The organism is Butyricicoccus faecihominis, from assembly GCF_024462775.1.
Lineage (GTDB): Bacteria > Bacillota > Clostridia > Oscillospirales > Butyricicoccaceae > Agathobaculum > Agathobaculum faecihominis_A.
This window is the reverse complement of the sequence record NZ_JANGCE010000001.1, coordinates 184292-205960: the sequence shown is the minus strand read 5'-3', so window position 1 is coordinate 205960 and position 21669 is coordinate 184292. Positions and strand designations below refer to the sequence as shown.

Genomic DNA, 21669 nt, shown 5'->3' with positions numbered 1-21669 from the left:
CCTTACTGTGCCGCGAGCTTCTTCAGACTCTGGCGGATGATCTCGTCCGCCTCCATATGAGCGGTGTCGAGGCCCTTCATGGCGGCGAGCGCTTCGGCCTGACTGTAGCCAAGCACCATGAGCGCCGCGACCGCCTCCTGCGTATGGTTGGCGCCGCCCGCGGCAAACGCCTGCGCGGCGGGCACGGCCGACGCGCCCGCTTCGAGCTGCTCCTTGCTCATTTTGTCGCGCAGCTCTAAAATGATACGCTGGGCGATTTTCTTGCCGATGCCGGGGGCCTGCGTCAAAAGCTTCTCATCGCCCGTGATGATGGAGAGCGCCAGCCGGTCGGGCGGCGCGACGGACAAAATGGAAAGCGCCGCCTTGGGGCCGACGCCCGACACCCCGATCATCATTTCAAAGCAAGAGCGCTCTTCCTCGTCGCTGAAGCCGTATAACTCGAAAATATCCTCACGCACATTTAAATGGGTGAGCAATTTGGCGCGCGCGCCCATTTTCAGGCTGCCGACGGTGTTCTGCGACGCATGGCACGCATAGCCCACGCCGCCGCAATCGATCACCACCAGCCCTTGCTGAAGCAGCGCGACCGTTCCTTCCAGATAATAAAACATAGTTACCTCTCATGATAGCGGATCGAACCCGCCGAGTGCCCGTGGCAAATGGCGAGCGCCAGCGCGTCCGCCGCGTCGTCCGGCCGTGGGATGCTGGTCAGGTGCAGAATGTTCTTGGTCATTTCCATCACCTGCTTCTTTTCGGCTTTGCCATAGCCCACGACCGACTGCTTGACCTGACTTGGCGTATAGGAAGCCGGGTGCAGCCCCTTCTGCGCCAGTGCGAGCAAGATGACCCCGCGCGCTTGCGCGACCTGAATGCCGGTTGTGATGTTGGAGTTGAAAAACAGCTCTTCAATCGAAGCCTCATCCGGGTGAAAGGTATCGAGCAGCGTGCACAGGTCGTCATAGATCTCAGCCAAGCGAAGATGCATCGGCATGCCGGGACTGGTTTTGATGGCCCCGTACTGCACCGGTGTAAACTGAAACTTTTCATACCGCACCACGCCGTAGCCGATCGTGCCATATCCGGGATCAATGCCGATTATTGTCATATAAAAACGAATCCTTTACGCAAATTAACGTTCTTATCCAAAATATTGTACCATAAACAGCGTAACGATGCAATATTCCGACGCTTGCCGGCGCATAGAAAAAACGCTCAAGCGCGGCGCTGTTTTTGGATGCGCTCGGCCGCGAGCAAAATCCCCGCCTTGCCGGAGGAATAGGTAAGCCCGCCCTGCATGTAGCATACATAGGGCTCGCGCATCGGCGCATCGGCAGAAAGCTCGATGGAAGCGCCCTGCACGAATGCGCCCGCCGCCATGATCACCGGATCGTCATAGCCCGGCATTGCCCACGGCTCCGGGGTTACGAACGAATCGACCGGCGCGCCGGCCTGTATGCCTTCGCAAAAGCGGCGCAGCGGATCGGGCGCGCCGAAGGCGATGGTCTGGATAATGTCATAGCGCGGCTCCTCCGCCTTGGGGCTGACCTCATAGCCGAGCATTTCCATGACCTTTGCGCAAAAAATCGCGGTTTTGAGCGCCTGCGCCGTCGTATGCGGGGCCATGAAAACGCCCTGATACAGCAGCCGGTTCTGCCCAAGCGTGGCGCCGCATTCGCCGCCGATGCCGGGCGCGGTCAGCCTGTAGGAGGCGTTTTCCACCAGATCGGCGCGGCCCGCGATATAGCCGCCCGTAGGCGCGAGGCCGCCGCCGGGGTTTTTAATCAGCGAACCCGCGACCAGATCGGCGCCGACCTGCGTCGGTTCGGTCGTTTCCACGAACTCACCGTAGCAGTTATCGACCATGATAACCGCCCGCGAGCCAGCCTCGCGCACTGTTTTGCAGATTTCGCCGATCTCGGCGCAGGACAGCGTTTGCCGCACCGCATACCCGCGGCTACGCTGAATAAAGACGAGCTTTACCGCGTCGTCCCGCACAGCCTTGTCTATCGCGGGCAGGTCGGGTCGGCCGTCCACGAGATCGACCTGTTTGTAACCGATGCCGTAGCGCTTCATACTGCCGCACCCGTCGCCGGTAATGGTGTTTTGCAGTGTATCGTACGCGGGGCCGGTGACGGAAAGCACGGTATCCCCCGTGGAAACGGCGGAAAACATGGCGCAGGACAACGTGTGCGTACCGTTTACAAAGCCGATACGCACGAGGGCCGCCTCCGTGCCGAACAGATCGGCATAGATGCGGTCCAAGGTATCTCGCCCGTGGTCGTCGTAGCCATAGCCGGTCGTGCCCGCGAACAGGTTGTCGGACACGCGGTTCTTGGCAAACGCTGCCAGAACTTTCTCTGTATTTTCTTCGCAGATCTCATCGATACGCGCAAAATAAGGCATGATTTCGCGCTCGGCCTGCCGGCCGAGCGCGCGAATCTCCTCTGATATGGCAAGGTAGTCAGACATAAACTTTTATTCTCCCAATATGCTTTGCCCGTTCGGCAGCTGGAACAGCTCGTCCGCCGGGGTTTCCAGTTTCAGTTCGCTCACCGTTACCTGACGGACGAGCGTTTCCCCTTCGTAAAAGGAGGCGGCGCGCAAAAGACCGCTCACCGCTGAAATATCGTACCGGCAGCGGTAGCCGTCCTTTTCAAATTCCACATAGACGCAAGGCTCCAGCTCGATCTCCTGCTTGCCCGCCGCGGTGTAGGCGAGCCCGTCCTCCAGCACATCCTCATAGGTGGGCAGCATGGCGGCGGCATCGTCGGAAAAATCGCCCCAAGAGCCTTTGTAAAAGCTTCTGTCGCCCGCGTTCCAGGCGTAGGCGACGCCGTCCACCCGCAACAGCGTGGACTGCACCGTTCCCGCCGCGTCCACGGTATCGGTGCGCACCGCGCCGCCCCGCGCGTAGCGCTGGCAATAAAGCGCGGAGGAACCGCCCGTGTAGGCAAGCCGGTTTTCCACCCGGCAGCTGTATGCTTCGGGCCGGGTAAGCGAGGCGATCACCTGCTTTGCGTTGGACACGCCGATCTCAACATCGTACACGCTTTGCACGGTCAGCGTTTTGCTGCCCGTGGTCACAACGGGCGCGCCGTCGTTTTCTCCCGGCAGCTCGATTCCGGCGCCGCGCGGATGCAGCAGCCCGGAAGAAAACAGATAGCTTAAAAACAGCGTAATCACCAGCACCGTAGCGCCGATCGACGCGATCATGGGCGGCGTAAGGCGGCGCTTTTTCGGCGGCTTCACGGCTGGAAAGGCGCGGGGCCGTCGTCCCGCAGGCCGAAGAAGTGCTCGACCGCCTGCAAAATGCGCTCGCAGGCCTTGCCGTCGCCATAAGGATTGACCGCATGCGCCATCGCGGCATAGGCGGCCGGATCGTCAAACAGCTCGCGCGCCAGCGAAACGATGGTTTCACGGTCAACGCCGGCAAGCTTTACCGTGCCGGCTTCGATGGCCTCCGGCCGCTCGGTCTCGCGGCGCAGCACCAGAACGGGCTTGCCAAGGCTGGGCGCCTCCTCCTGCAAGCCGCCGGAATCGGTCATGATAAGGTAGCAGCGCGCCATCAGGTTGTGCATTTCATCCACGGCAAGCGGATGAATCAGGTGGATGCGCTCGTTGCCGCCTAGGAATTTCTCCGCGGTCTCCCGCACATAGGGGCTTAGGTGCACCGGGTAGACAAAGTGAACGTCCGGATACGCCGCCGAAAGCTCAGCGATCGCGCGGCAGATATTCTCCATCGCCTCGCCATAGTTTTCACGGCGGTGCGCGGTGACCAGCACCACGCGGTTGTTTGCAAAATCGAGCGCTTTCAGCTGTTCGTCGCGAAATGCAAAATCGTTTTTCACAGTCATATGGATCGCGTCCACCACGGTGTTGCCGCAGATGGACACGCCCTGCGCGATGTCCTCGCGGGCGAGGTTGTCGCGGTTGCGCACGGTCGGCGCGAAATGGAGGGACGCGATCTGGCCGACCAGCTTGCGGTTCATTTCTTCCGGGAAGGGCGAGTATTTATCATAGGTGCGCAGGCCCGCCTCGACATGTCCGACCGGGATCTTGTGATAAAACGCCGCCAAAGCGCCGGCGAACGTGGTGGAGGTATCGCCGTGCACCAGAACGATATCGGGCTGCGCCTGTTCGAGCACCTCGTCCAGACCGTGCAGGGATTTTTCGGTGATGAGCGCCAGCGTTTGCCGGGGCTGCATGATATTCAGATCGTAATCGGGCTTGATATCAAAAATATCAAGCACCTGATCGAGCATTTCACGGTGCTGCGCGGTCACGCAGACGATGGATTCCAGCGTATCGCTCTTTTGCAGCGCGTGCACGAGCGGCGCCATTTTGATCGCTTCCGGCCGGGTGCCGAAAACCGTCATGACTTTAATCTTGTTCATCGCTATTTTTCTCCTTCTCTTCGGGCTGCGCGGGCGGAACGTTCTTCGGCTCCTCCCCTTCCGGCGGGCGGCGGTGCATGTGGTGCTCCGCCCCGTAGATCACGCACGCGCCCACAATGATGGCGACCAGCACGGCCAGCAGCAGGAAGATCGCCTTGACCTCGCCGGACGAGGTAAGGATGACCGCGGTAAGCCCCAGCGTGCCGCTCACGGCGTACAGAATGGCCACCGCCTGCTTTTGGTTAAAGCCCATATCGATCAGCTTGTGGTGCACATGGCCGCGGTCCGGGCTCATCGGGCTGCGCCCTTCGGCCAGACGGCGGATAATGGCGTTCGCCATGTCGAAAATCGGCAGGCCCAAAATAAGAAACGGCACCGCGAACGAAATGACCGCGTAAAATTTGAACAGGCCCATGATTGACACCGTCGCCAGCATATAGCCGAGAAAGGTCGACCCGGTATCGCCCATAAAGATCTTGGCGGGGTTGAGATTGTAGGGCATAAAGCCGATGCACGCGCCCGCCAGCGCGCCCATGGTGATGGCGATGCCCATTTCGCCGGTGAGCAGCGCCACGGCGAGCATCGTGATCGCCGCGATCGATGAAACGCCGACCGCAAGGCCGTCCAGCCCGTCGATCAGGTTGACGGCGTTTGTGATGCCCACGATCCAGATGATGGTGACCGGAATGGCGAAAATGCCAAGGTGGAAATACATATCATCCGAAAAGGGGTTTAAATTGGTAAACATATCGATGCGCAGCCCGCCGATGCAGACCGGTATCGCCGCGGCGATGATCTGCACGACAAACTTGAGCTTTGCGCCAAGCGCCATCACATCGTCAAAGATACCGAGCACAACGATCAGGAGGGCGCCGAGCAGCACGCACAGCATCGGCGTATCCAGCTTGCCGAACAACAGGATCGAGCACAAAAACGCCATGAAGATGCCAAGCCCGCCGAGTCGCGGGATGGGCTCCTTATGCATGCGTCTGGTATCCTTGGGCACGTCGATCGCGCCGATCTTGTGCGCAAATTTTTTCACGTAGGGCGTAAAGAAATAGGATAACACGCCGGCGACCAAAAACGCGGCGACGATCATCCATATTACCGTATATTCCGGCATTTCACCATTCCTCTCCAGCGCGCGTTCAGCGTTTTACAAAGCCAACCTTTTTGTAGACCTTATCAAGCGTTTTACGCGCAAGGAAGGCGGCCTTCTGCGCGCCCTCGTTATATACCTTTTCCAGATAGTCCTTGTTGTTCAAAAGATCCTCGGTGGTTTCGCGGATCGGGCGCAGCAGCTCTACCACGGCCTCGCCGACGGCGGGTTTGAAATCGCCGTAGCCCTTGCCGTCGAACTCCGCTTCGACCTCGGCGGTCGTCTTGCCGGTGGCGAGCGCATAGATCTGGATCAGGTTGGAAACGCCCGGTTTGTTCTGCGGGTCCATGATGATGCGCGCGTCCGAATCGGTCACGGCGCGCTTGAATTTGCGCATGATGGCGTCCGGCTGATCCATCAGCAGGATGTAGCCGTTTTCGTTTTCATCGGATTTGCTCATTTTCTTTTCCGGTTCGGACAGGCTCATCACCTTCGCGCCCTCGCCGGCCTTGGGGTAATAGCCTTCCGGGATAGTGAAGGTGTTCGGGTGCACGCCGTTAAAGCGGTTTGCGATATCGCGGCAAATTTCGATGTGCTGGCTCTGATCCACGCCGACCGGCACCAGATTGGTCTGGTACAGCAGGATATCGGCCGCCATCAGCACCGGATAGGTAAACAGACCGACGTTTACGTTGTCGGCATGCTTGGCGGACTTATCCTTGAACTGCGTCATGCGCGAGGCCTCGCCAAACATGGTGAAGCAGTTGAGCACCCACGCCAGTTCGGCGTGCGCCGGCACATGGCTCTGGATGAAGAGCGTGCTCTTTTCCGGATCAAGGCCGCAGGCGATATATTGCGCCAGCACCTCAAGCGTGGCGCGGCGAAGCGCGGCGGGGTCCTGCCGGACGGTGATCGCGTGCATATCGACCACGCAGTAGATGCAGTTATAGTCCTCCTGCAGGATCGGAAAATTGCGGATCGCGCCGAGGTAGTTGCCCAGCGTGAGTTTGCCCGAAGGCTGCACGCCGGAAAAGATCGTTTGCTTCTGGTTTTCGCTCATTTATGACGACTTCCCTTACAAAAAAATTCGATATAGCGGCTTTGGGATACATGACCCCATGCTTGGTTAGTATCATATCATATTTTTACACTTTATGCAACTAAAAATGGCTGATCCTGCACCGGTTGACAAGCCCGCCCGCAAGAGGGTATGATAGGCTTAACCGAAAGGAGGAAGTCCGTTATGGACCCATACTTACTGGCGCTGGATCAGGGCACGACCTCATCCCGCGCCATCCTGTTCGATCAGGAGCAGAACATACTTGCCATCCGCCAGCACGAGCTGGAACAGCACTATCCGCACGAGGGCTGGGTCGAACAGGACCCGATGGAGATCTGGTCGACCCAATACGCCGCGATGATGGAGGTGCTGGCCGTTTCGGGCGCTTCCCCCGCCGAGATCGCGGGCGTCGGGATTGTCAACCAGCGCGAAACGACCATTCTGTGGGAGCGGGCCACCGGCCGCCCCATTTATAACGCCATTGTTTGGCAGTGCCGCCGCACCGCCGATATCGTGGACGAACTGAAAGCCGCCGGGCTGACCGATCATATCAAAAGCGTGACCGGCCTTGTACCGGACGCTTACTTTTCCGCCACCAAGATCAAATGGATCCTAGACCATGTCGACGGCGCGCGGGAAAAGGCCGCGCGGGGCGAAATCCTGTTCGGCACGGTCGACAGCTGGCTCGTTTACAAGCTGACCGGCGGCAAAACGCACATCACGGACGCGACCAACGCCTCCCGCACCATGCTGTACGACATCCACCGCCTCGATTGGGACGACACCCTGCTGGAGGCGCTCGATATCCCGCGCGCCATGCTGCCCGAGGTGCGCTCTTCCAGCGAGGTTTACGGCACGGTCTCTTTGCCCGGCGGCGAGGTGCCGATCTGCGGCATCGCGGGCGACCAGCAGGCCGCGCTGTTCGGGCAGACATGCTTTCAGCGCGGCGACGCAAAGAACACCTACGGCACCGGCTGCTTTTTACTGATGAACACGGGGGAAACGCCCTGTGAAAGCCGAAACGGGCTTTTGACCACCATTGCGGTCCAGCTCGGCGGCGAGACGCAGTACGCTTTAGAGGGCAGCGTGTTCGTCGGCGGCGCGGTGATCCAGTGGCTGCGGGACGAGCTGCGCTTTTTCTCCGAAAGTCAGGATGCGGAATACTATGCCCGCAAGGTGCCGGATACCGGCGGCGTTTATCTGGTGCCCGCCTTTACCGGTCTTGGCGCGCCGCACTGGGACATGTATGCGCGCGGGGCGCTGCTGGGGCTGACGCGCGGCACCAAGCGCGAGCATATCATCCGCGCCGCGCAGGAATCCATCGCCTATCAGGTGAACGATCTGCTCGCCGCCATGGCGCGCGACACGGGCGCGCCCCTAACCACCCTTTCGGTGGACGGCGGCGCGAGCAGGGACGGCTTTTTGATGCAGTTTCAGGCCGATATATCGGCGCTGGCAATCCGCCGCCCGGTCATTCGCGAAACGACCGCGCTGGGCGCGTGCTATTTGGCGGGACTGGCCGCTGGCGTTTGGCGCGACCGGGACGAGCTGACCCGCCTGTGGCGCTGCGATACACTATTCCAGCCGGAGATGAACGAAGAGCGGCGCAAGGAACTGCTGCGCGGCTGGAACAAGGCCGTGGGGCGCAGCAAAGGCTGGGCCCGGGAAGAATAAAAAAATGCGTTCAGCGGAGCGGCTTCTTGATGAAGCGGCTTCCGCTGAACGCACGTCAGCGCCTGAAGCGCCCTTATGTGGGGCGCTCCTTTTTTTTGCGCAAAATGGCATAGGGGTGGATGGGAAACGGAAAATCAAAATGCACGCGCATCTGCGGCACGTTGAACAGATCGAGGGCCTCCCCCTCGTCGTTTCGTGGAAATGCGGAAAAAACATAGGGCGCGGCGTCCGGCTGGAGCAGCTCCAGCTCCTCCCCTTTAAAAATGCGATTTTTCAGGGCGAACACAGCGTGCCCCTCCGGCCCGATCGTAAGCGGCATACCGGCCACCTCATAGTCGCGGATATACTGGCTATCCTCGTAATGCTGGCCGTTTTCCGCGCCGCCAAAATAAAAGCCGGTGTAGTATACGCGGTGGCTCACCTTGTTCACTTCGTCCAGACAATCCTGCGGCAAGGGCCGCCCCGCCGCGTATGCGTCGATCGCGCGGCGGTAAGCGCCTGTCACGCAGGCGGTGTAATACGCGGTCTTGTTCCGTCCCTCGATCTTGAGCGAATCGACGCCCGCGTTTGCCAGCTCCGGTATGTGGCCGATCATGCAAAGATCCTTGGAGTTATACAGGTAGGTGCCGCGACCGTCCTCCTCGACCGGAAAGTATTCGCCGGGGCGCTGCTCCTCCATCAACGTATACTTCCAGCGGCAGGGCTGCGCGCACGCGCCGTGGTTGGCGTCGCGCCCGGTCAAGTACTGCGAGATCAGGCAACGGCCCGAATAGGAAATGCACATCGCCCCGTGCACAAACGCTTCGATCGCAAGGCTTTCCGGCGTTTTGGCGCGGATCTCCGCGATCTCGGCCAGCGACAGCTCGCGCGCTAAAACGATGCGTTCCGCACCCAGCTCAGCCCAAAAATTGGCGGCTTCATGGTTTAGAATGCTCGTCTGCGTAGAGATGTGCAGCGGCACGCGCGGCGCATAGCGTTTGGCCAAACGGATCACGCCCACATCGGCCACGATCAGCGCGTCCGCCCCGATCTCCTGCAAAAAAGCAAGATACGCGGGCAGCGCGTCCAGATCCGCATTGGATGGCATGACGTTGACCGTGATATAGCATTTTACGCCGTGCGCGTGCGCGAAGGCAACGCCCTCGCGCAGCGCGTCATCATCAAAGTTCTGGGCGGCGGCGCGCATGCCGAACTGGCGCCCCGCCATATACACCGCATCCGCTCCGTAGGCGACCGCGTAGCGCAGCTTTTCCGGATCGCCCGCCGGGGCGAGCAGCTCCGGCCGCTTATTCACCCTCATTCGACTGGTTGGCAGCCTGCGCCTGCGCCTGATTGGAGATCGCAATATTGTTGTTCTGCTCGTCGTTGGTCGAGGCGAACAGGTGCGAGCCGTCCGGCATGGCGACATAGTAGTAGTAGCCGTGCTCCTCCGGATGGGTGGCCGCGTAAAGCGATTTATAACCCGGGTTGCAGATCGGTCCGGGCGGCAGGCCCTGCTGGGTGTAAAGGTTATACGGCGTGTCCTGCTGCAATTCCTCCTGCGTGAGCTTACCGCTCGTTCGGCCAAGGCCGTACAGCACGGAAGCGTCCACCTGCAGGTACGGGAACTGTCCGGCGTTATTCAGCCGGTTATAGATAACGCCCGCGATGCGCGCGTACTCGTCGTCCTTCTGCGCCTCGCGTTCGATCAGAGACGCGATGGTGACGATCTCGTGCATCGAGCGGCCCAGCTGCTCGGCGCCCGCCTTGATCTCATCGTCGTACTTGCTGTCGCCGAAGTTATTGAGCATTTTATTGATCGCTTCTACCGCGTTGTTATTGGCGAATACCTGATAGGTATCCGGGAAGAGGTAGCCTTCCAGCCAGCCCTCCTTAGGCGGCAGGCGATCCTTTAAAAACTCGTGCTTAAAGGGGTATTCGTTCAGCGCCTTATTCAGCGCTTCTTCGGTGCACACATGCTTTTCCAGCATCAGCTGGCCGATCTGCGCGACCGAGTAGCCCTCCGGAATGATCAGCTCGACAACCTCCGCGTCTTCCGAGCTGACCAGCGCGCGCGCGATCTGCCCATAGTCCATATTCGGGTTGAGCGTATAGGTGCCGGCGAGCACGCTGGCGTTTTTGCCGGTCAGGCTGATATACAGTTTGAAAATGGAGCCGTAGTGGATGATGCCCGCGTCGTCCAGCTGTTTGCTGAGCGAGACCACATCGGTATTTTCCGAAACCGTGATCGGCTTTTCGGCATCGTCCGCAACAAAGGCGAACACATCGTTTGCCACAAAGATCGCCACGAGCGACAGCACGATCGAAATGCCGAGCACCGCGATCACATAGACCACCGTGCCCGCGCACCCGCCGTTTTTCTGCCGCCGGCTGCGTCGGCGGCCGGACCGCTGCCGTTCCGGCTGCTCGGGCTGCTGATTTACGTTGTTTTCCATATTATCCATAGTATCACCTCTGTTGTTTTAAAAAACGTACCGCTTGGGGCGGCACCGCTCTATATCCAGTGCAGAACAGCCTTTGCCACAAAGGCCAGCACAAAGACCAAAAATCCGGGGTTTGCGGTGAGCCGCCAAAAATCCCTGCGGCCCGCGCCCTTTTCAAAATGCGGGATCGATCCTCTGACGAGCAGCCGCTCGGCCGCGCGCAGCGTCAGGTACAGGAATAATAGCAGGATCAGCGCGTTGACGGCCGCGAAATAATTCCAGATGCCGAACGCGGAATAAGTCTCCGTGATCCATACGACAAGCACATAGTAAATATTGTTGACGGCGTGCGCGATGATCGCGGGCCAAAGGCTGCCAAAAGAATAAGCTAAATAAGCGTAGGCCACGCCGGCCACCATCGGGCCGATAAAATTCATCAAGCTGCCGTGCAGCATGGCGAACGCGACGCCGCTGACCAGCAGGCACGCTCCCGTGCCTGCCAACTGTTCATGGGCGGCGAGCAGCGAGCCGCGCAGATAAAGTTCCTCCACCAGTGAGGATAGGACGACGATGACCGCCACCCTGCCCAGCGCCGTCAGCCCGGTTTGCGGCGCGTCGAGCGCGGTGGCCGATAGATCGGCCCCGGCCAGCCCCACGAGCTGATAGATCAGGAAATTGAGAAAAAGCGATAAAACGGCGACCGTTACGCCCAGCTTGACCGAAAACCCGATCGCCCCCTTGGGCAGCGGTTTTGGCCTGAGCCGTTTGGAGAGGCGCTCGCGCTGCCGCATGGTCACCCAAAGCAGCAGCATGGGCAAAGCGAACGAAATCAATTCCGAAGCCGCGATCAGCAACGTGCCGCCGCCGAAATAAGTAGCCAGCGCGCCCGAGCCGGTCAGCAGACAAAAGCACAGGAACAGCGACAGTCCGGGAAACAATGCGGTTTTACGTTTCATGAACCTGCCAGACCTGCCTTTCGGTAAAAATGTATTGCACGCGCTCGTCATGCGGTTCCGCGGGCAGCGCTTCGAGCAGGCGGCTTTCCGCGCAGAGCGCCGCGCGGAAAGCATTCGACCGGTGCAGGAACCTATCGTAGTAGCCGCCGCCATAGCCCAAACGCACCCCGCGCCTGTCGCACGCGAGCGCTGGCGCGAGAATCAGGTCGATCTGATCCGGGGACACGATGGGCGCGTCCGGCGACGGTTCCAAAATGCCAAAGGCGCCGGCCCCGCAAAGTTCTTCCTGCGTGCGTATGCGGCGCGCGGTCATTTCGCGCGCCGCTTCGCACCGGGGCACGCATACCGTTTTGCCTTGCCGCAGCGCGTCCGCTAAAATACGGCTAGTGTCAATCTCGGCCGCCGTGGAAACATAAAGGAAAACCGTTTTAGCCGCGCGGTAGACCCCGCTTTGCAGCACGTTTGCGGCGACGGCCTCGTCGATCCGTTGCTTTTCAACGGGTGATACCGCGCTCCGCTCTTGCCGGAAACGCGCACGCAACGCGCTCTTAGGCTCCCGCATGGTGCACAACGGCGGCGGCAACCCGGCGCGCCTGCTCCTCGCCGCAAAGAGCGGATACGAGCGCGCAGGCAAAATCCAGCGCGCCGCCCACGCCGCGGCCGGTGATGATGTGTCCATCCACCACGCAGTTGCGGGAAAGCGGGGTCGCGCCCTTCATGCCGTCCTCCATGCCGGGGTAGCAGGTGGCTTTCTTGCCCTGCAAAACGCCCATGCCGCCCAGAATGACCGACGGCGCGGCGCAAATGGCGGTAACGTATTTTTCCTTTTGCAGCATGCCTTCAATGGCGCGGTGCACGCGCGCATCCTCATTGAGGTTGTTGGTGCCCTTGAGACCGCCCGGCAGCACGACCATTTCGGTCCCGTCCCAGTCAGCCTCATCCATCTCGATATCGGCCACCACCGGGATCCCGTGCGAGCCGCCGACCGTTTTACCGGTCACGCCTACCGTCTGTACCTCGACGCCCGCGCGGCGAAGCAGGTCGACGGGCGTGATCGCTTCGATCTCCTCAAAGCCTTCCGCCAGCAATACATATACCATGTTTCAGCACACCTTTCCAGTTGTCGCTTGCAAGCACGCTTGCAACTATATTTGTTCAGTTCAGCATTAAATTGAAATAACCCGTTTGGTTCGGCGACGGAATATGCCACTTGACACAGCCAAGCGGCATCTTGCCGCCGGGGGCGGTATACGATAGCGCGGCCAGCCCCAACGTTTGCAGCAGGCCCTGCTCGTACGCCGGACGCATGCCAACGGCTTCCTGCGCGCCGTCCGCCCAGCAAAAGGCGTAAGCGGCAAGGCCGTCCTCACCGAACCAGCCGTAGACGCCCGCGCCGAGCGCATCAAACAGCGATAGCTGCATGCGCCAGAACGCATCGTCCCGCAAAACGGCAAGCTCGCCCGCCGACCGCGCATAAAGCGCGTCCATTGCGGGAATATCCGCGCCTGTCAGCCGCCGCGGCAGCAAGGCGGAAACCGCTTGCCGTTCCACGCGGCGCTTGTCTGCAAAAAAAGCGGGTTCGTAGCCAAAGGGGCGATAAAAGTCAAACAGCCATTTCTCCGCCGGGATCAGCATGGAGCATACGCGGCCCGCTTCCCTGTCCAGCGCGAACGAATGCTCCAGCAGCCGCGCCATCAGCCCACGGCGGCGGAACGCGGGATCGGTGCACGCGCCGTAGATATAGGTGGCGTCTCCCGTCCTTGCACCAAAGCGCAGGCGGTAGGGCAGCATTTGCAGCATGGCGCAGATCACGCCCTCATCCGTGAAAAGCAGCGTGTGCCGGGGCGCGTAACGGTTTTCAAAAAACCAATCGTTAAAGCCGCCCTCATCCGGAAAGCAGGTCTCCCAAAGGCGGCGCACCGCTTCTAAATCGCCCGTGTCGGCAAATCGGATCATACGGCGGCGTCCTTAATCCGGGCCGCGTATTTCACGCCGCGCATGACAGGATAATAGGACTTTTTCGCCTTGCGCAGGCCTTCCAGACCAAGGTCCTCTTCCCGATTGACGTATTCCACCTCATCGCAGTTCCTTAAAACGAACTGTTGGTTAATCATTTGGTAAGCGCCGGGGATGTCGTGATCGGCCTTTTCGATCTGCACCACATACATATCCTCGGTCGCCCGGCAGCCGAGCGTAAAGGCGATTACCTCGCCGTCCAGCCGCAGCATGCCGCCGCGCAGATCGAGCGCCGCGAAGTGATCGAGCGCCTGCTTGATCGCGCAGGTCTCCCCTTCAAACGATGCGTTGTGCGCGCAGCCGTTTTGGCGGCACCAGCGCAGGTGATATTCGTACGCCTCGCCCGTTGTTTCGGGCGTGATATCCTCATAGCTCCAACGGTTTTCATGCGCGGCCAAAAAACGGTTGACCAAATTGCGCTTGCTTTGCAGCTTTTTCCCCGATAGCGTGCGGAGCTTTTCGGCCAGATAGATATAATCGTCCCCATCCTCGTTCCCGTGCAGGAACTCGAACCGGCCCGGACAGGCCGCTTCCACACGCTCGATCATTTCCTCGGCGATGGAAACCATCAGGAAGGGATTGCCGCGCCCGGCGGCGTCCGCTTCCAAGGCCTTGATCGCGGCGGCAAGATCGCCGTCGCCGATCGGAGCGAGATAACGCTCGAAGCCGCCGTCCTCGGGCCGCATCTTGACCAGCAGAAAGCCGTCCAAAAAGCAGATCTGCGTCTCGTAATGGCCGCGCCACATGAACAGGTCGGTAAAGCACCGCTCGCACAGGTGGTAATTGTGGTGAGCGCCGCAGGCGTCCACGGCCGCTTTGTCTTCTATCGTGATCTCTCGAAATGGCAGTAACATAAAACTCACTTTCTATTCGGTTGCCGCGTCTCCCCGCAGCATTTGGTAATGTGCCCGCACCTCGGCCGCCTTGCCGCAGCTCATCTTGCCTTCGCTGCACGCGCCGTCCACACAGGCGGGGCCGCAATGCGAAAAAAGCGTGGGAGCGGCGGCATAGGTCAGGCGGTACATTTCTTCCGCCAGCGCGCGAATTTCCCACTGCGCGCGGTTACAGCAGCGCAGCGCGAAAAAGTTTTTCAGGCTTCTGGCATTGGCCGTCATGACGATGCGGGTGGTGCAGGCGTTCGGCATGACATAGCGCGCGTCCTCGATCGCGTGCTTTTCCGCGTCGCTCCTCGCCTTCTTTTCCGGCACGCCCTGCTCCAGCAGCTCGTCCAGATAGCCCTGCATAAGCGTTTCAGTAAGCGCCTCGTAGGTGCGTTGGTCGTCTTCCATGGCTTTTATAAATTGTTTCCGCGCGGCGGGGATTTTATCGATCGCGGGCGGCACGACATATTCAAAACCGTGCGCGCGCACGTAGCGCTGGCTCTGCACGGAAAACGAGGCCATACGGTGCCGCGTGATCTGCGCGAGCAGCGAGCGCGAAACCCCTTCGATCGCAAAGGTGAAGGAGGCGTGCTCGATCGGGCTCTCATGCCCGATCTCGGACAGCATTTCAACAAAGCGTTCGGTCTTTTCGGGCGTCAGCCCTTCCAAAACGCCGTCCACATCGGTGGCGGAGTAGCAGTTTTTCGCGGCCGCGGCCACCAGCTTTTCCGGTTCGGGCGTATGGGCGATGAGTTTGACTTTCATTGAGTTAGCTTTTCCCCTTTCTGCCGGTAAGGCGCTGACCGATCACAATAAATAAAAACTTCGGCAGCTTCAGCATGCGCCCAAAGCGGCTGGGCTGCTTTAAAAGCCGGTAAAACCATTCCAGACCCAGCTTGATAAAAATATCCGGCGCGCGCTTTACTTCGCCCGCGAACACATCGAGCGAGCCGCCGAGTCCGCAAAAAAGCGTGGCGTGCATCTCCTCCATATGCGCTTCGATAAAACGCTCCTGCTTGGGCGCGCCCAGACAGACAAAAACCGCGTCCGCGCCGCCGCAGGCGTTCACCGCTTCGACGACCTCGCCGGGATCGGCAAAGTAGCCGTCGTGGCAGCCCGCGAGCACCAGACCGGGATACTTTTCGCATAAATTGCGCCCCGCCTTTTCCGCGATGCCGGGTTTGGCCCCCAGCAGGTACAGCCGCATGCCCTCGCGCGCCATAGCGGCGGCCAGTTGTTCGGCAAAATCGATGCCGGCCACCTTGCCGCAAAGTTCCTCGCCCAAAATCTTGGCCGCGTATATCACGCCGATGCCGTCCGGCAGTACCAGCGCGGCCCGGTTGACGATGCCGCGCAGCGTGTCGTCCTTCCGGCAAAGCTCCACGATCTCCGGATTCGGCGTCACCACATACCCTTGTCTGCGCGCGCGCAAACGGTCCATCGCGACCTCCACGGCCTGACCTAGGGTCACTGCATGGAAATGGACGCCCAAGATAGAAGCGGTTTTCATTCCAAGTATCTCCTGTCCTTTGTATATCCAAAATCTATTTTATTATATACCAGAAGCCCAAAAATCTCAAGAAAAACTATTTCCTGCTGCAACGCAGAGCGCTTAACCGCCCCAAAGCCATTTTAATGGTTTGTTCGTCAGCCGTGCGACGCGCTTTTTGGCCTCCTCGTAACCATGACCGGCGGATTGCTGATACCATGCAAGCGCTTCGGCTTTATCCTTCGGCACGCCTGTGCCTTTTTCGTAGCATTCGCCAAGGTTGAACATGGCCACCCGGTTTCCCTGCGCGGCGGACCGCCGGTACAGTTCCACGGCCTTTGCCTTGTCCCTTGGCACGCCGCGGCCAAATCGGTAACACTCACCCAGATTACACAGCGCGGGCGCGTGACTCTGTTCCGCGGCTTTCGTGTACCACGCCGCCGCAAGCCGACGGCTCTTCTTCACGCCCTGCCCGCATTCGTAGCACCGGCCCAGATTAAACTGCGCATCCGCGTCGCCCTGCGCGGCGGCTTTTTCGTACCAATGGACGGCCAGTGCAGCGTTTCGCTCCACCCCTCGTCCAAGGGCATAGCAGTAGCCAAGATTATACTGTGCGGCGGCATACCCTGCTTCCGCCGATTGGCGATAGAGCGCCGCCGCCCGACCTTCATCCTGCTGTACGCCGCTTCCGTTCAGAAAACAGGTGCCCAGATTATTCTGCCCCACGATATTGCCCTGCTCCGCCGCCATTTGGTAATAGGCGGCTGCCTCCGTTAGGTTTTTTTCCACACCTTTGCCAAATTCGTAGCACCAGCCAAGGTTGACATACGCCTGACTGTAGTCCTGCGCAGCGGATTTTTTGTACCACGCGATCGCAAGCGCTTCATCCTGCTCGACGCCTTGCCCGTGCGTATAGCAGTAGCCCAAATTGTTTTGCGATACCGGGTGACCCTGCTCCGCCGCAAGACGGTACCACCGAACCGCCTGCTCATAGTCCCGCTCAATCCCAAAGCCGTTTTTATAGCAGTATCCGAGATTATGCTGCGCCTGCGCATCCCCCCGCTCCGCGGCTTTCCTGTACCACGATACCGCCAGCGGCAGGTCGCACTGCGTCCCGATCCCCTTTTCGTAGCAAAACCCCAAATTACACTGCGCCATCACATTGTCCTGTTCCGCGGCCTGACTGTACCACGCAAACGCTTGCTCCCAGCTTTGCTTTACCCCATAGCCATTTTCATAGCACACGCCCATATAAAACTGTGCGCGGGGGTAATTCTGTTCCGCAGAGGCTGCAAACCATTTTGCGGCCGCGATATCGTCCTCCTCAACAGCGATGCCGCGAAAGTAGAAAAACCCCAAATTGCACTGTGCGGGCGCATAGCCGCCCTCCGCGGCCTGCAGATACAATGCGCGGGCTTTGTCTTTATCCTCCGGCACGCCGCTTCCCGTTTCATACAGCAGCCCCAGCGCGCAAACGGCGGGCCAATACGCCCGCTCCGCGGCTTTTTCATACAACCCGGCGGCGACTTGCGGATTCTTCTCCACGCCGTAGCCTGTTTCGCAGCATAGGCCCAGATAATACTGTCCCCTTGGGTGACCCTGCGCCGCTGCTTTTTCAAACCAACGAGCGGCTTGCGCGCCGTCCCGTTCCACTGTGATCCCGTAGTAATAGAAATAGCCTAAATCACACTGCGCGCGGGCAACGCCCGCCTGCGCGGCTTTCTCATACAGCGCGCGGGATTTCTCCCGGTCCTCGTCAAGACCGCCGCTGGCGTTTTCGTAGCACTCCCCCAGCATGCACTGCGCATCCGGATCGTTTTGCTCCGCCGCTTTTTGGAACCAAGTCACGGCTGTTTTCTGATCCGGCGCGACGCCGATGCCATAATAATAGCGCAGGCCTATCCGATATTGCGCGGGTGCGAAACGGCGCTCCGCCGCTGCTTCATAGAGCGCGGATGCCTTCGCTTCGTCCTTTGGCACGCCATATCCGCACTCCATGCACTCCCCCAGCAGAAACTGTGCGCGGGGATAGTCCTGCTTGGCCGAGAGGGTAAACCATCTGACAGCCTCGGCGTTGTTCTCGTCCACCGCAATGCCCTGATAATAGAAAAAGCCCAGATTACACTGTGCCGGGGCATAGCCGTTCTCCGCCGCCTGCTGGTACAGTTCCCGCGCCAGCTTCTTGTCTTCCGGCACGCCTTCCCCCAGTTCATAGCACAGGCCCAGCGCACACTGGGCGGGCGGAAATTCCTGCTCCGCCGCTTCCTCATACAGCGAGGCGGCATGCCGCATATCCGCCTGCACGCCGTAGCCATATTCATAGCAGATGGCAAGATGATAAATCGCGGTAATGTTTCCCTGCTCCGCCGCCTTCAAAAACCAAAAGAATCCCTTTTTAAAATCTTGCTCGGCGCCGCCGCTGCCGTTGCAACAGTGCACGCCCAGTTCATCCTGCGCGGATAAGTCGCCGTCTTCCGCCCGGCGCACAAGCTCGCTATAATTGCGCTGTTGTCTGGCGGTGGCCGCGCTAATCAGCTCGGGCGACAGAAAGACCGCGGTATATGTATTTTCCGCTCGTTTATTATCCGTTTGGTCGGGCATTTTCTGTTCAGTGTCCATCATCGTCGTCCTTTCCAAAGCGAGTATCCTCGCTCATTAGTATAAAACATATGCATGGAACAAGCAAGAAAAGGAATATGAACGGCGCGATATGCCGCAGTGAAGTGCACCCCCAAAGTTAGACAGCATGGTATACTGAAACTAACGTTGGCGGTGCACTTCATATGCATATCGCGCCGTTTATCGTTTATTTATGATTTATAGCTTCGCGCGAATCAGCGCGCCCATTTCCGAGGTGGAAAGCACCTTTTCACCCGCCGCCGCGATATCGGCGGTGCGGTGGCCCTCGTTCAGCACCGCTTCCACCGCGCGCTCAATCGCGTCCGCTTCGGCGGAAAGGCCGAAGGAGTAACGCAGCATCATGGCGCAGGAAAGAATGGTCGCGATCGGGTTGGCGATGCCCTTGCCCGCGATATCGGGCGCGGAACCGTGGATGGGCTCGTACATGCCCTTGCCCGATTCATTCATCGAGGCCGAGGGCAGCATGCCGATCGACCCGGTAATCATCGAAGCTTCGTCCGACAGGATATCGCCGAACAAGTTGCCGGTCACGATTACGTCGAACTGGCCCGGATTGCGGACGAGCTGCATGGCGCAGTTGTCCACGTACATATCGGAATACGCCACATCCGGGTACTCGTCCTTGATGCGGTGCATGGTCTCGCGCCAGACGCGGCTGGTCTCCAGCACGTTGGCCTTATCGACCGAGCACACCTTTTTGTTCCGCTTTCTGGCCAGCTCGAACGCACGGCGGCCGATGCGCTCCACTTCAAATGTAGAGTAGTTCATTTCGTCGCAGCCGGTTTCTCCCCAGCCCTTGTCGCTCTCGCAGCGGTAGTGGCGGCCAAAGTACACGTCGCCGATCAGTTCGCGGCAAACGAGGATGTCAAACCCGGCGCCGATGATCTCCGGCTTGATCGGGCAGGCTTGCGACAGCGCCGCGTGCATCTGCGCAGGGCGCAGGTTGACGAACAGGCCGAGCGCCGCGCGCAGGCCAAGCAGCGCCTTTTCCGGCCGTTTGCCGGAGGGCACTTCGTCCCACTTGGGGCCGCCTACCGCGCCGAGCAGCACGGAATCCGCCGCCTTGCAGATTTCAATCGTTTCATCGGTCAGCGGGATGCCGTGCGCGTCGATCGAGCAGCCGCCCGCGAGCACCTCTTGAAAGGAGAAGCTGTGTCCGAACTTCCCGCCCACCGTTTGTAGGGTCTGCATCGCCTCGGTGACGATCTCGGGGCCGATACCGTCGCCCTTTACGACCGCGATATTGTACTGCATGGCTTAGACCCCTCTCTCTTTGAGCGACGCGAGCAGGCCGCCCGCTTTGATAATGCTTTGGATAAACGGCGGAAACGCCAGCGCCTGATAGGTTTCGTTTTTGGTCTCGTTAGTGATCACGCCGCTGTCGAAATCGATCGAAACCGTGTCCCCCGCCGCGATACCGTTCACCGCCGCCTCGCATTCGAGGATGGGCAGGCCGATATTGATCGCGTTGCGGTAGAAAATACGCGCGAACGACGAAGCGATCACGCAGGAAACGCCGTTTTCCTTTAAAACCAGCGGCGCATGCTCGCGGGACGAGCCGCAGCCGAAGTTGCGCGCGGCGACAACGACGTCGCCCGGCTGCACCTTTTTGACAAATTCCGTGTCGATATCCTCCATCGCGTGCGAAGAAAGTTCTTTGACATCTGCGATATTCAGGTAACGCGCGGGAATGATAACATCGGTATCCACGTTATCCCCGTATTTAAAAGCCTTGCCTTTTGCATTCATGGTCTGCTTCCTCCCTTTAAAGATCGGCCGGCGTGCAGATGTAGCCCGCTACCGCCGAGGCCGCCGCTACCGCCGGGCTGGCCAGATAGATTTCCGAGGTAATATGTCCCATACGGCCGACGAAGTTGCGGTTTGTCGTCGAAACGGAGCGCTCGCCATGGGCCAGAATGCCCATGTGGCCGCCCAGACACGGGCCGCAGGTCGGGGTGGAAACGATCGCGCCAGCCTGAATGAAGATCTTGGTCAGGCCTTCCTCGATGCACTGGAGATAAACCTCCTGCGTGGCGGGAATGATGATGGTGCGCACATCCTGATGCACATGGCGGCCCTTCAAAATAGCCGCCGCGGCGCGCATATCCTCAATGCGTCCGTTCGTGCACGAACCGATCACAGACTGCTGGATCTCCACCCGGCCCATCTCGTCGACGGTCTTGGTGTTTTCCGGCAGGTGCGGGCAGGCGACAGTCGGCTTGAGGGCGGACAGGTCGATCTCGATCGTCTCGCCGTACGCCGCGTCGTCATCAGCCGCAAACACGGTGATCTCGCGGTCGACACGGCCCTTTATGTAATCCATTGTTTTATCGTCCACGGGGAAAATGCCGTTTTTCGCGCCCGCCTCGATCGCCATGTTGCAGATCGTGAAACGGTCGTCCATCGAAAGCGCGGAAACGCCTTCGCCGGTGAACTCCATGGATTTGTAAAGCGCGCCGTCCACGCCGATTTTGCCGATGATGTGCAAAATAACGTCCTTGCCGGAAACATCCGGCTGCAACGCGCCCGTCAGCTCAAACCGGATGGCCTCCGGCACCTTGAACCACGCCTTGCCCGTCGCCATGCCGGCGGCCAGATCGGTCGAACCGACGCCGGTAGAGAACGCGCCGAGCGCGCCGTAGGTGCAGGTGTGGCTGTCCGCGCCGATGATGAGCTCGCCGGGCGCGGTCAGGCCCTTTTCCGGCAGAAGCGCGTGCTCGATACCCATTTCGCCCACGTCAAAAAAGTTGACGATCTGATGCTTTCTGGCAAACTGGCGGCATTCAAGGCACTGCTCCGCCGATTTAATATCTTTATTCGGTGCAAAGTGATCCATAACAAGCGCGATCTTGCGGTTGTCGAACACCTTTTCAAAGCCCGCCTTTTCCATTTCGCGGATCGCTACCGGGCCGGTGATATCGTTCGCGAGCGTCAGGTCGACGTTTGCCTCGATCAGCTGGCCGGCGCTTACGCTTTCCATCCCCGCGTGCTTTGCAAGGATCTTTTGCGTCATCGTCATACCCATTATACTCAAATC

The 21669-nt window shown here is 59.7% G+C and carries 21 protein-coding genes; 1 reads left to right on the top strand and 20 read right to left on the bottom strand.

Going from position 1 to position 21669, the window contains the following annotated elements; genetic code table 11:
• Positions 1 to 2 precede the first annotated feature (2 nt).
• From ruvA to trpS, 7 genes are all read right to left on the bottom strand, one after another.
• On the bottom strand, positions 3 to 611 hold the full coding sequence (ruvA, locus tag NE562_RS01040; protein WP_280960530.1) for a Holliday junction branch migration protein RuvA: 609 nt from the start codon (positions 609 to 611) through the stop codon (positions 3 to 5).
• 2 nt (positions 612 to 613) lie between these two features.
• On the bottom strand, positions 614 to 1105 hold the full coding sequence (gene ruvC / locus NE562_RS01035; RefSeq protein WP_280960529.1) for a crossover junction endodeoxyribonuclease RuvC: 492 nt from the start codon (positions 1103 to 1105) through the stop codon (positions 614 to 616).
• 107 nt (positions 1106 to 1212) lie between these two features.
• Positions 1213 to 2469 (bottom strand): aminotransferase class I/II-fold pyridoxal phosphate-dependent enzyme, encoded by a 1257-nt coding sequence (locus tag NE562_RS01030; protein ID WP_280960528.1) that lies wholly within the window; start codon positions 2467 to 2469, stop codon positions 1213 to 1215.
• A 6-nt stretch (positions 2470 to 2475) separates the two neighbouring features.
• A complete protein-coding gene (locus NE562_RS01025; protein ID WP_280960527.1) occupies positions 2476 to 3249 on the bottom strand; it encodes a hypothetical protein in 774 nt (257 codons plus the stop codon).
• The gene (gene wecB, locus NE562_RS01020; RefSeq protein WP_280960526.1) at positions 3246 to 4394 is read right to left on the bottom strand and encodes a non-hydrolyzing UDP-N-acetylglucosamine 2-epimerase; all 1149 of its coding nucleotides are present in this window, start codon (positions 4392 to 4394) and stop codon (positions 3246 to 3248) included. The genes NE562_RS01025 and wecB overlap by 4 nt, the downstream gene beginning before the upstream one ends.
• On the bottom strand, positions 4381 to 5517 hold the full coding sequence (locus NE562_RS01015; RefSeq protein ID WP_280960525.1) for a glycosyltransferase family 4 protein: 1137 nt from the start codon (positions 5515 to 5517) through the stop codon (positions 4381 to 4383). The genes wecB and NE562_RS01015 overlap by 14 nt, the downstream gene beginning before the upstream one ends.
• A gap of 25 nt (positions 5518 to 5542) precedes the next feature.
• Positions 5543 to 6553, bottom strand: coding sequence for a tryptophan--tRNA ligase (gene trpS / locus NE562_RS01010; protein ID WP_280960524.1), 1011 nt, complete (start codon positions 6551 to 6553; stop codon positions 5543 to 5545).
• A gap of 183 nt (positions 6554 to 6736) precedes the next feature.
• Between trpS and glpK the strand changes: the two genes are divergently transcribed.
• Entirely contained in the window at positions 6737 to 8227 is a 1491-nt protein-coding gene (gene glpK, locus NE562_RS01005; RefSeq protein WP_280960523.1) for a glycerol kinase GlpK, read from the top strand.
• Between the two features lie 73 nt (positions 8228 to 8300).
• On the opposite strand, the gene NE562_RS01000 is transcribed toward glpK, so the two are convergent.
• From NE562_RS01000 to leuC, 13 genes are all read right to left on the bottom strand, one after another.
• Positions 8301 to 9527, bottom strand: a complete 1227-nt coding sequence (locus NE562_RS01000; protein ID WP_280960522.1) for a peptidase U32 family protein — start codon at positions 9525 to 9527, stop codon at positions 8301 to 8303.
• A complete protein-coding gene (gene mltG, locus NE562_RS00995) occupies positions 9514 to 10671 on the bottom strand; it encodes an endolytic transglycosylase MltG (RefSeq protein WP_280960521.1) in 1158 nt (385 codons plus the stop codon). The genes NE562_RS01000 and mltG overlap by 14 nt, the downstream gene beginning before the upstream one ends.
• A 50-nt stretch (positions 10672 to 10721) precedes the next feature.
• Positions 10722 to 11606: a CPBP family intramembrane glutamic endopeptidase gene (locus NE562_RS00990; protein WP_280960520.1), complete on the bottom strand. Its 885-nt coding sequence runs from the start codon at positions 11604 to 11606 to the stop codon at positions 10722 to 10724.
• Complete coding sequence (locus NE562_RS00985; RefSeq protein ID WP_280960519.1) at positions 11596 to 12168, bottom strand: 5-formyltetrahydrofolate cyclo-ligase; 573 nt, start codon at positions 12166 to 12168, stop codon at positions 11596 to 11598. Before NE562_RS00985 ends, NE562_RS00990 begins: the two co-directional genes overlap by 11 nt.
• On the bottom strand, positions 12155 to 12706 hold the full coding sequence (locus NE562_RS00980; RefSeq protein WP_280960518.1) for a DJ-1 family glyoxalase III: 552 nt from the start codon (positions 12704 to 12706) through the stop codon (positions 12155 to 12157). Before NE562_RS00980 ends, NE562_RS00985 begins: the two co-directional genes overlap by 14 nt.
• Before the next feature lie 55 nt (positions 12707 to 12761).
• Complete coding sequence (locus NE562_RS00975; RefSeq protein ID WP_280960517.1) at positions 12762 to 13562, bottom strand: GNAT family N-acetyltransferase; 801 nt, start codon at positions 13560 to 13562, stop codon at positions 12762 to 12764.
• Positions 13559 to 14476, bottom strand: a complete 918-nt coding sequence (locus NE562_RS00970) for a DUF2156 domain-containing protein (RefSeq protein ID WP_280960516.1) — start codon at positions 14474 to 14476, stop codon at positions 13559 to 13561. Before NE562_RS00970 ends, NE562_RS00975 begins: the two co-directional genes overlap by 4 nt.
• A 12-nt stretch (positions 14477 to 14488) precedes the next feature.
• Positions 14489 to 15268, bottom strand: coding sequence for an FAD-dependent thymidylate synthase (gene thyX, locus NE562_RS00965; protein ID WP_280960515.1), 780 nt, complete (start codon positions 15266 to 15268; stop codon positions 14489 to 14491).
• 4 nt (positions 15269 to 15272) lie between these two features.
• Complete coding sequence (locus tag NE562_RS00960) at positions 15273 to 16013, bottom strand: WecB/TagA/CpsF family glycosyltransferase (RefSeq protein WP_280960514.1); 741 nt, start codon at positions 16011 to 16013, stop codon at positions 15273 to 15275.
• 102 nt (positions 16014 to 16115) lie between these two features.
• Positions 16116 to 18629, bottom strand: a complete 2514-nt coding sequence (locus NE562_RS00955; RefSeq protein WP_280960513.1) for a tetratricopeptide repeat protein — start codon at positions 18627 to 18629, stop codon at positions 16116 to 16118.
• 180 nt (positions 18630 to 18809) lie between these two features.
• Complete coding sequence (gene leuB, locus NE562_RS00950; protein ID WP_280960512.1) at positions 18810 to 19886, bottom strand: 3-isopropylmalate dehydrogenase; 1077 nt, start codon at positions 19884 to 19886, stop codon at positions 18810 to 18812.
• Between the two features lie 3 nt (positions 19887 to 19889).
• The gene (locus NE562_RS00945) at positions 19890 to 20381 is read right to left on the bottom strand and encodes a 3-isopropylmalate dehydratase small subunit (RefSeq protein WP_280960511.1); all 492 of its coding nucleotides are present in this window, start codon (positions 20379 to 20381) and stop codon (positions 19890 to 19892) included.
• Between the two features lie 16 nt (positions 20382 to 20397).
• Positions 20398 to 21657: a 3-isopropylmalate dehydratase large subunit gene (leuC, locus tag NE562_RS00940; protein WP_280960510.1), complete on the bottom strand. Its 1260-nt coding sequence runs from the start codon at positions 21655 to 21657 to the stop codon at positions 20398 to 20400.
• Between the last annotated feature and the right edge of the window lie 12 nt (positions 21658 to 21669).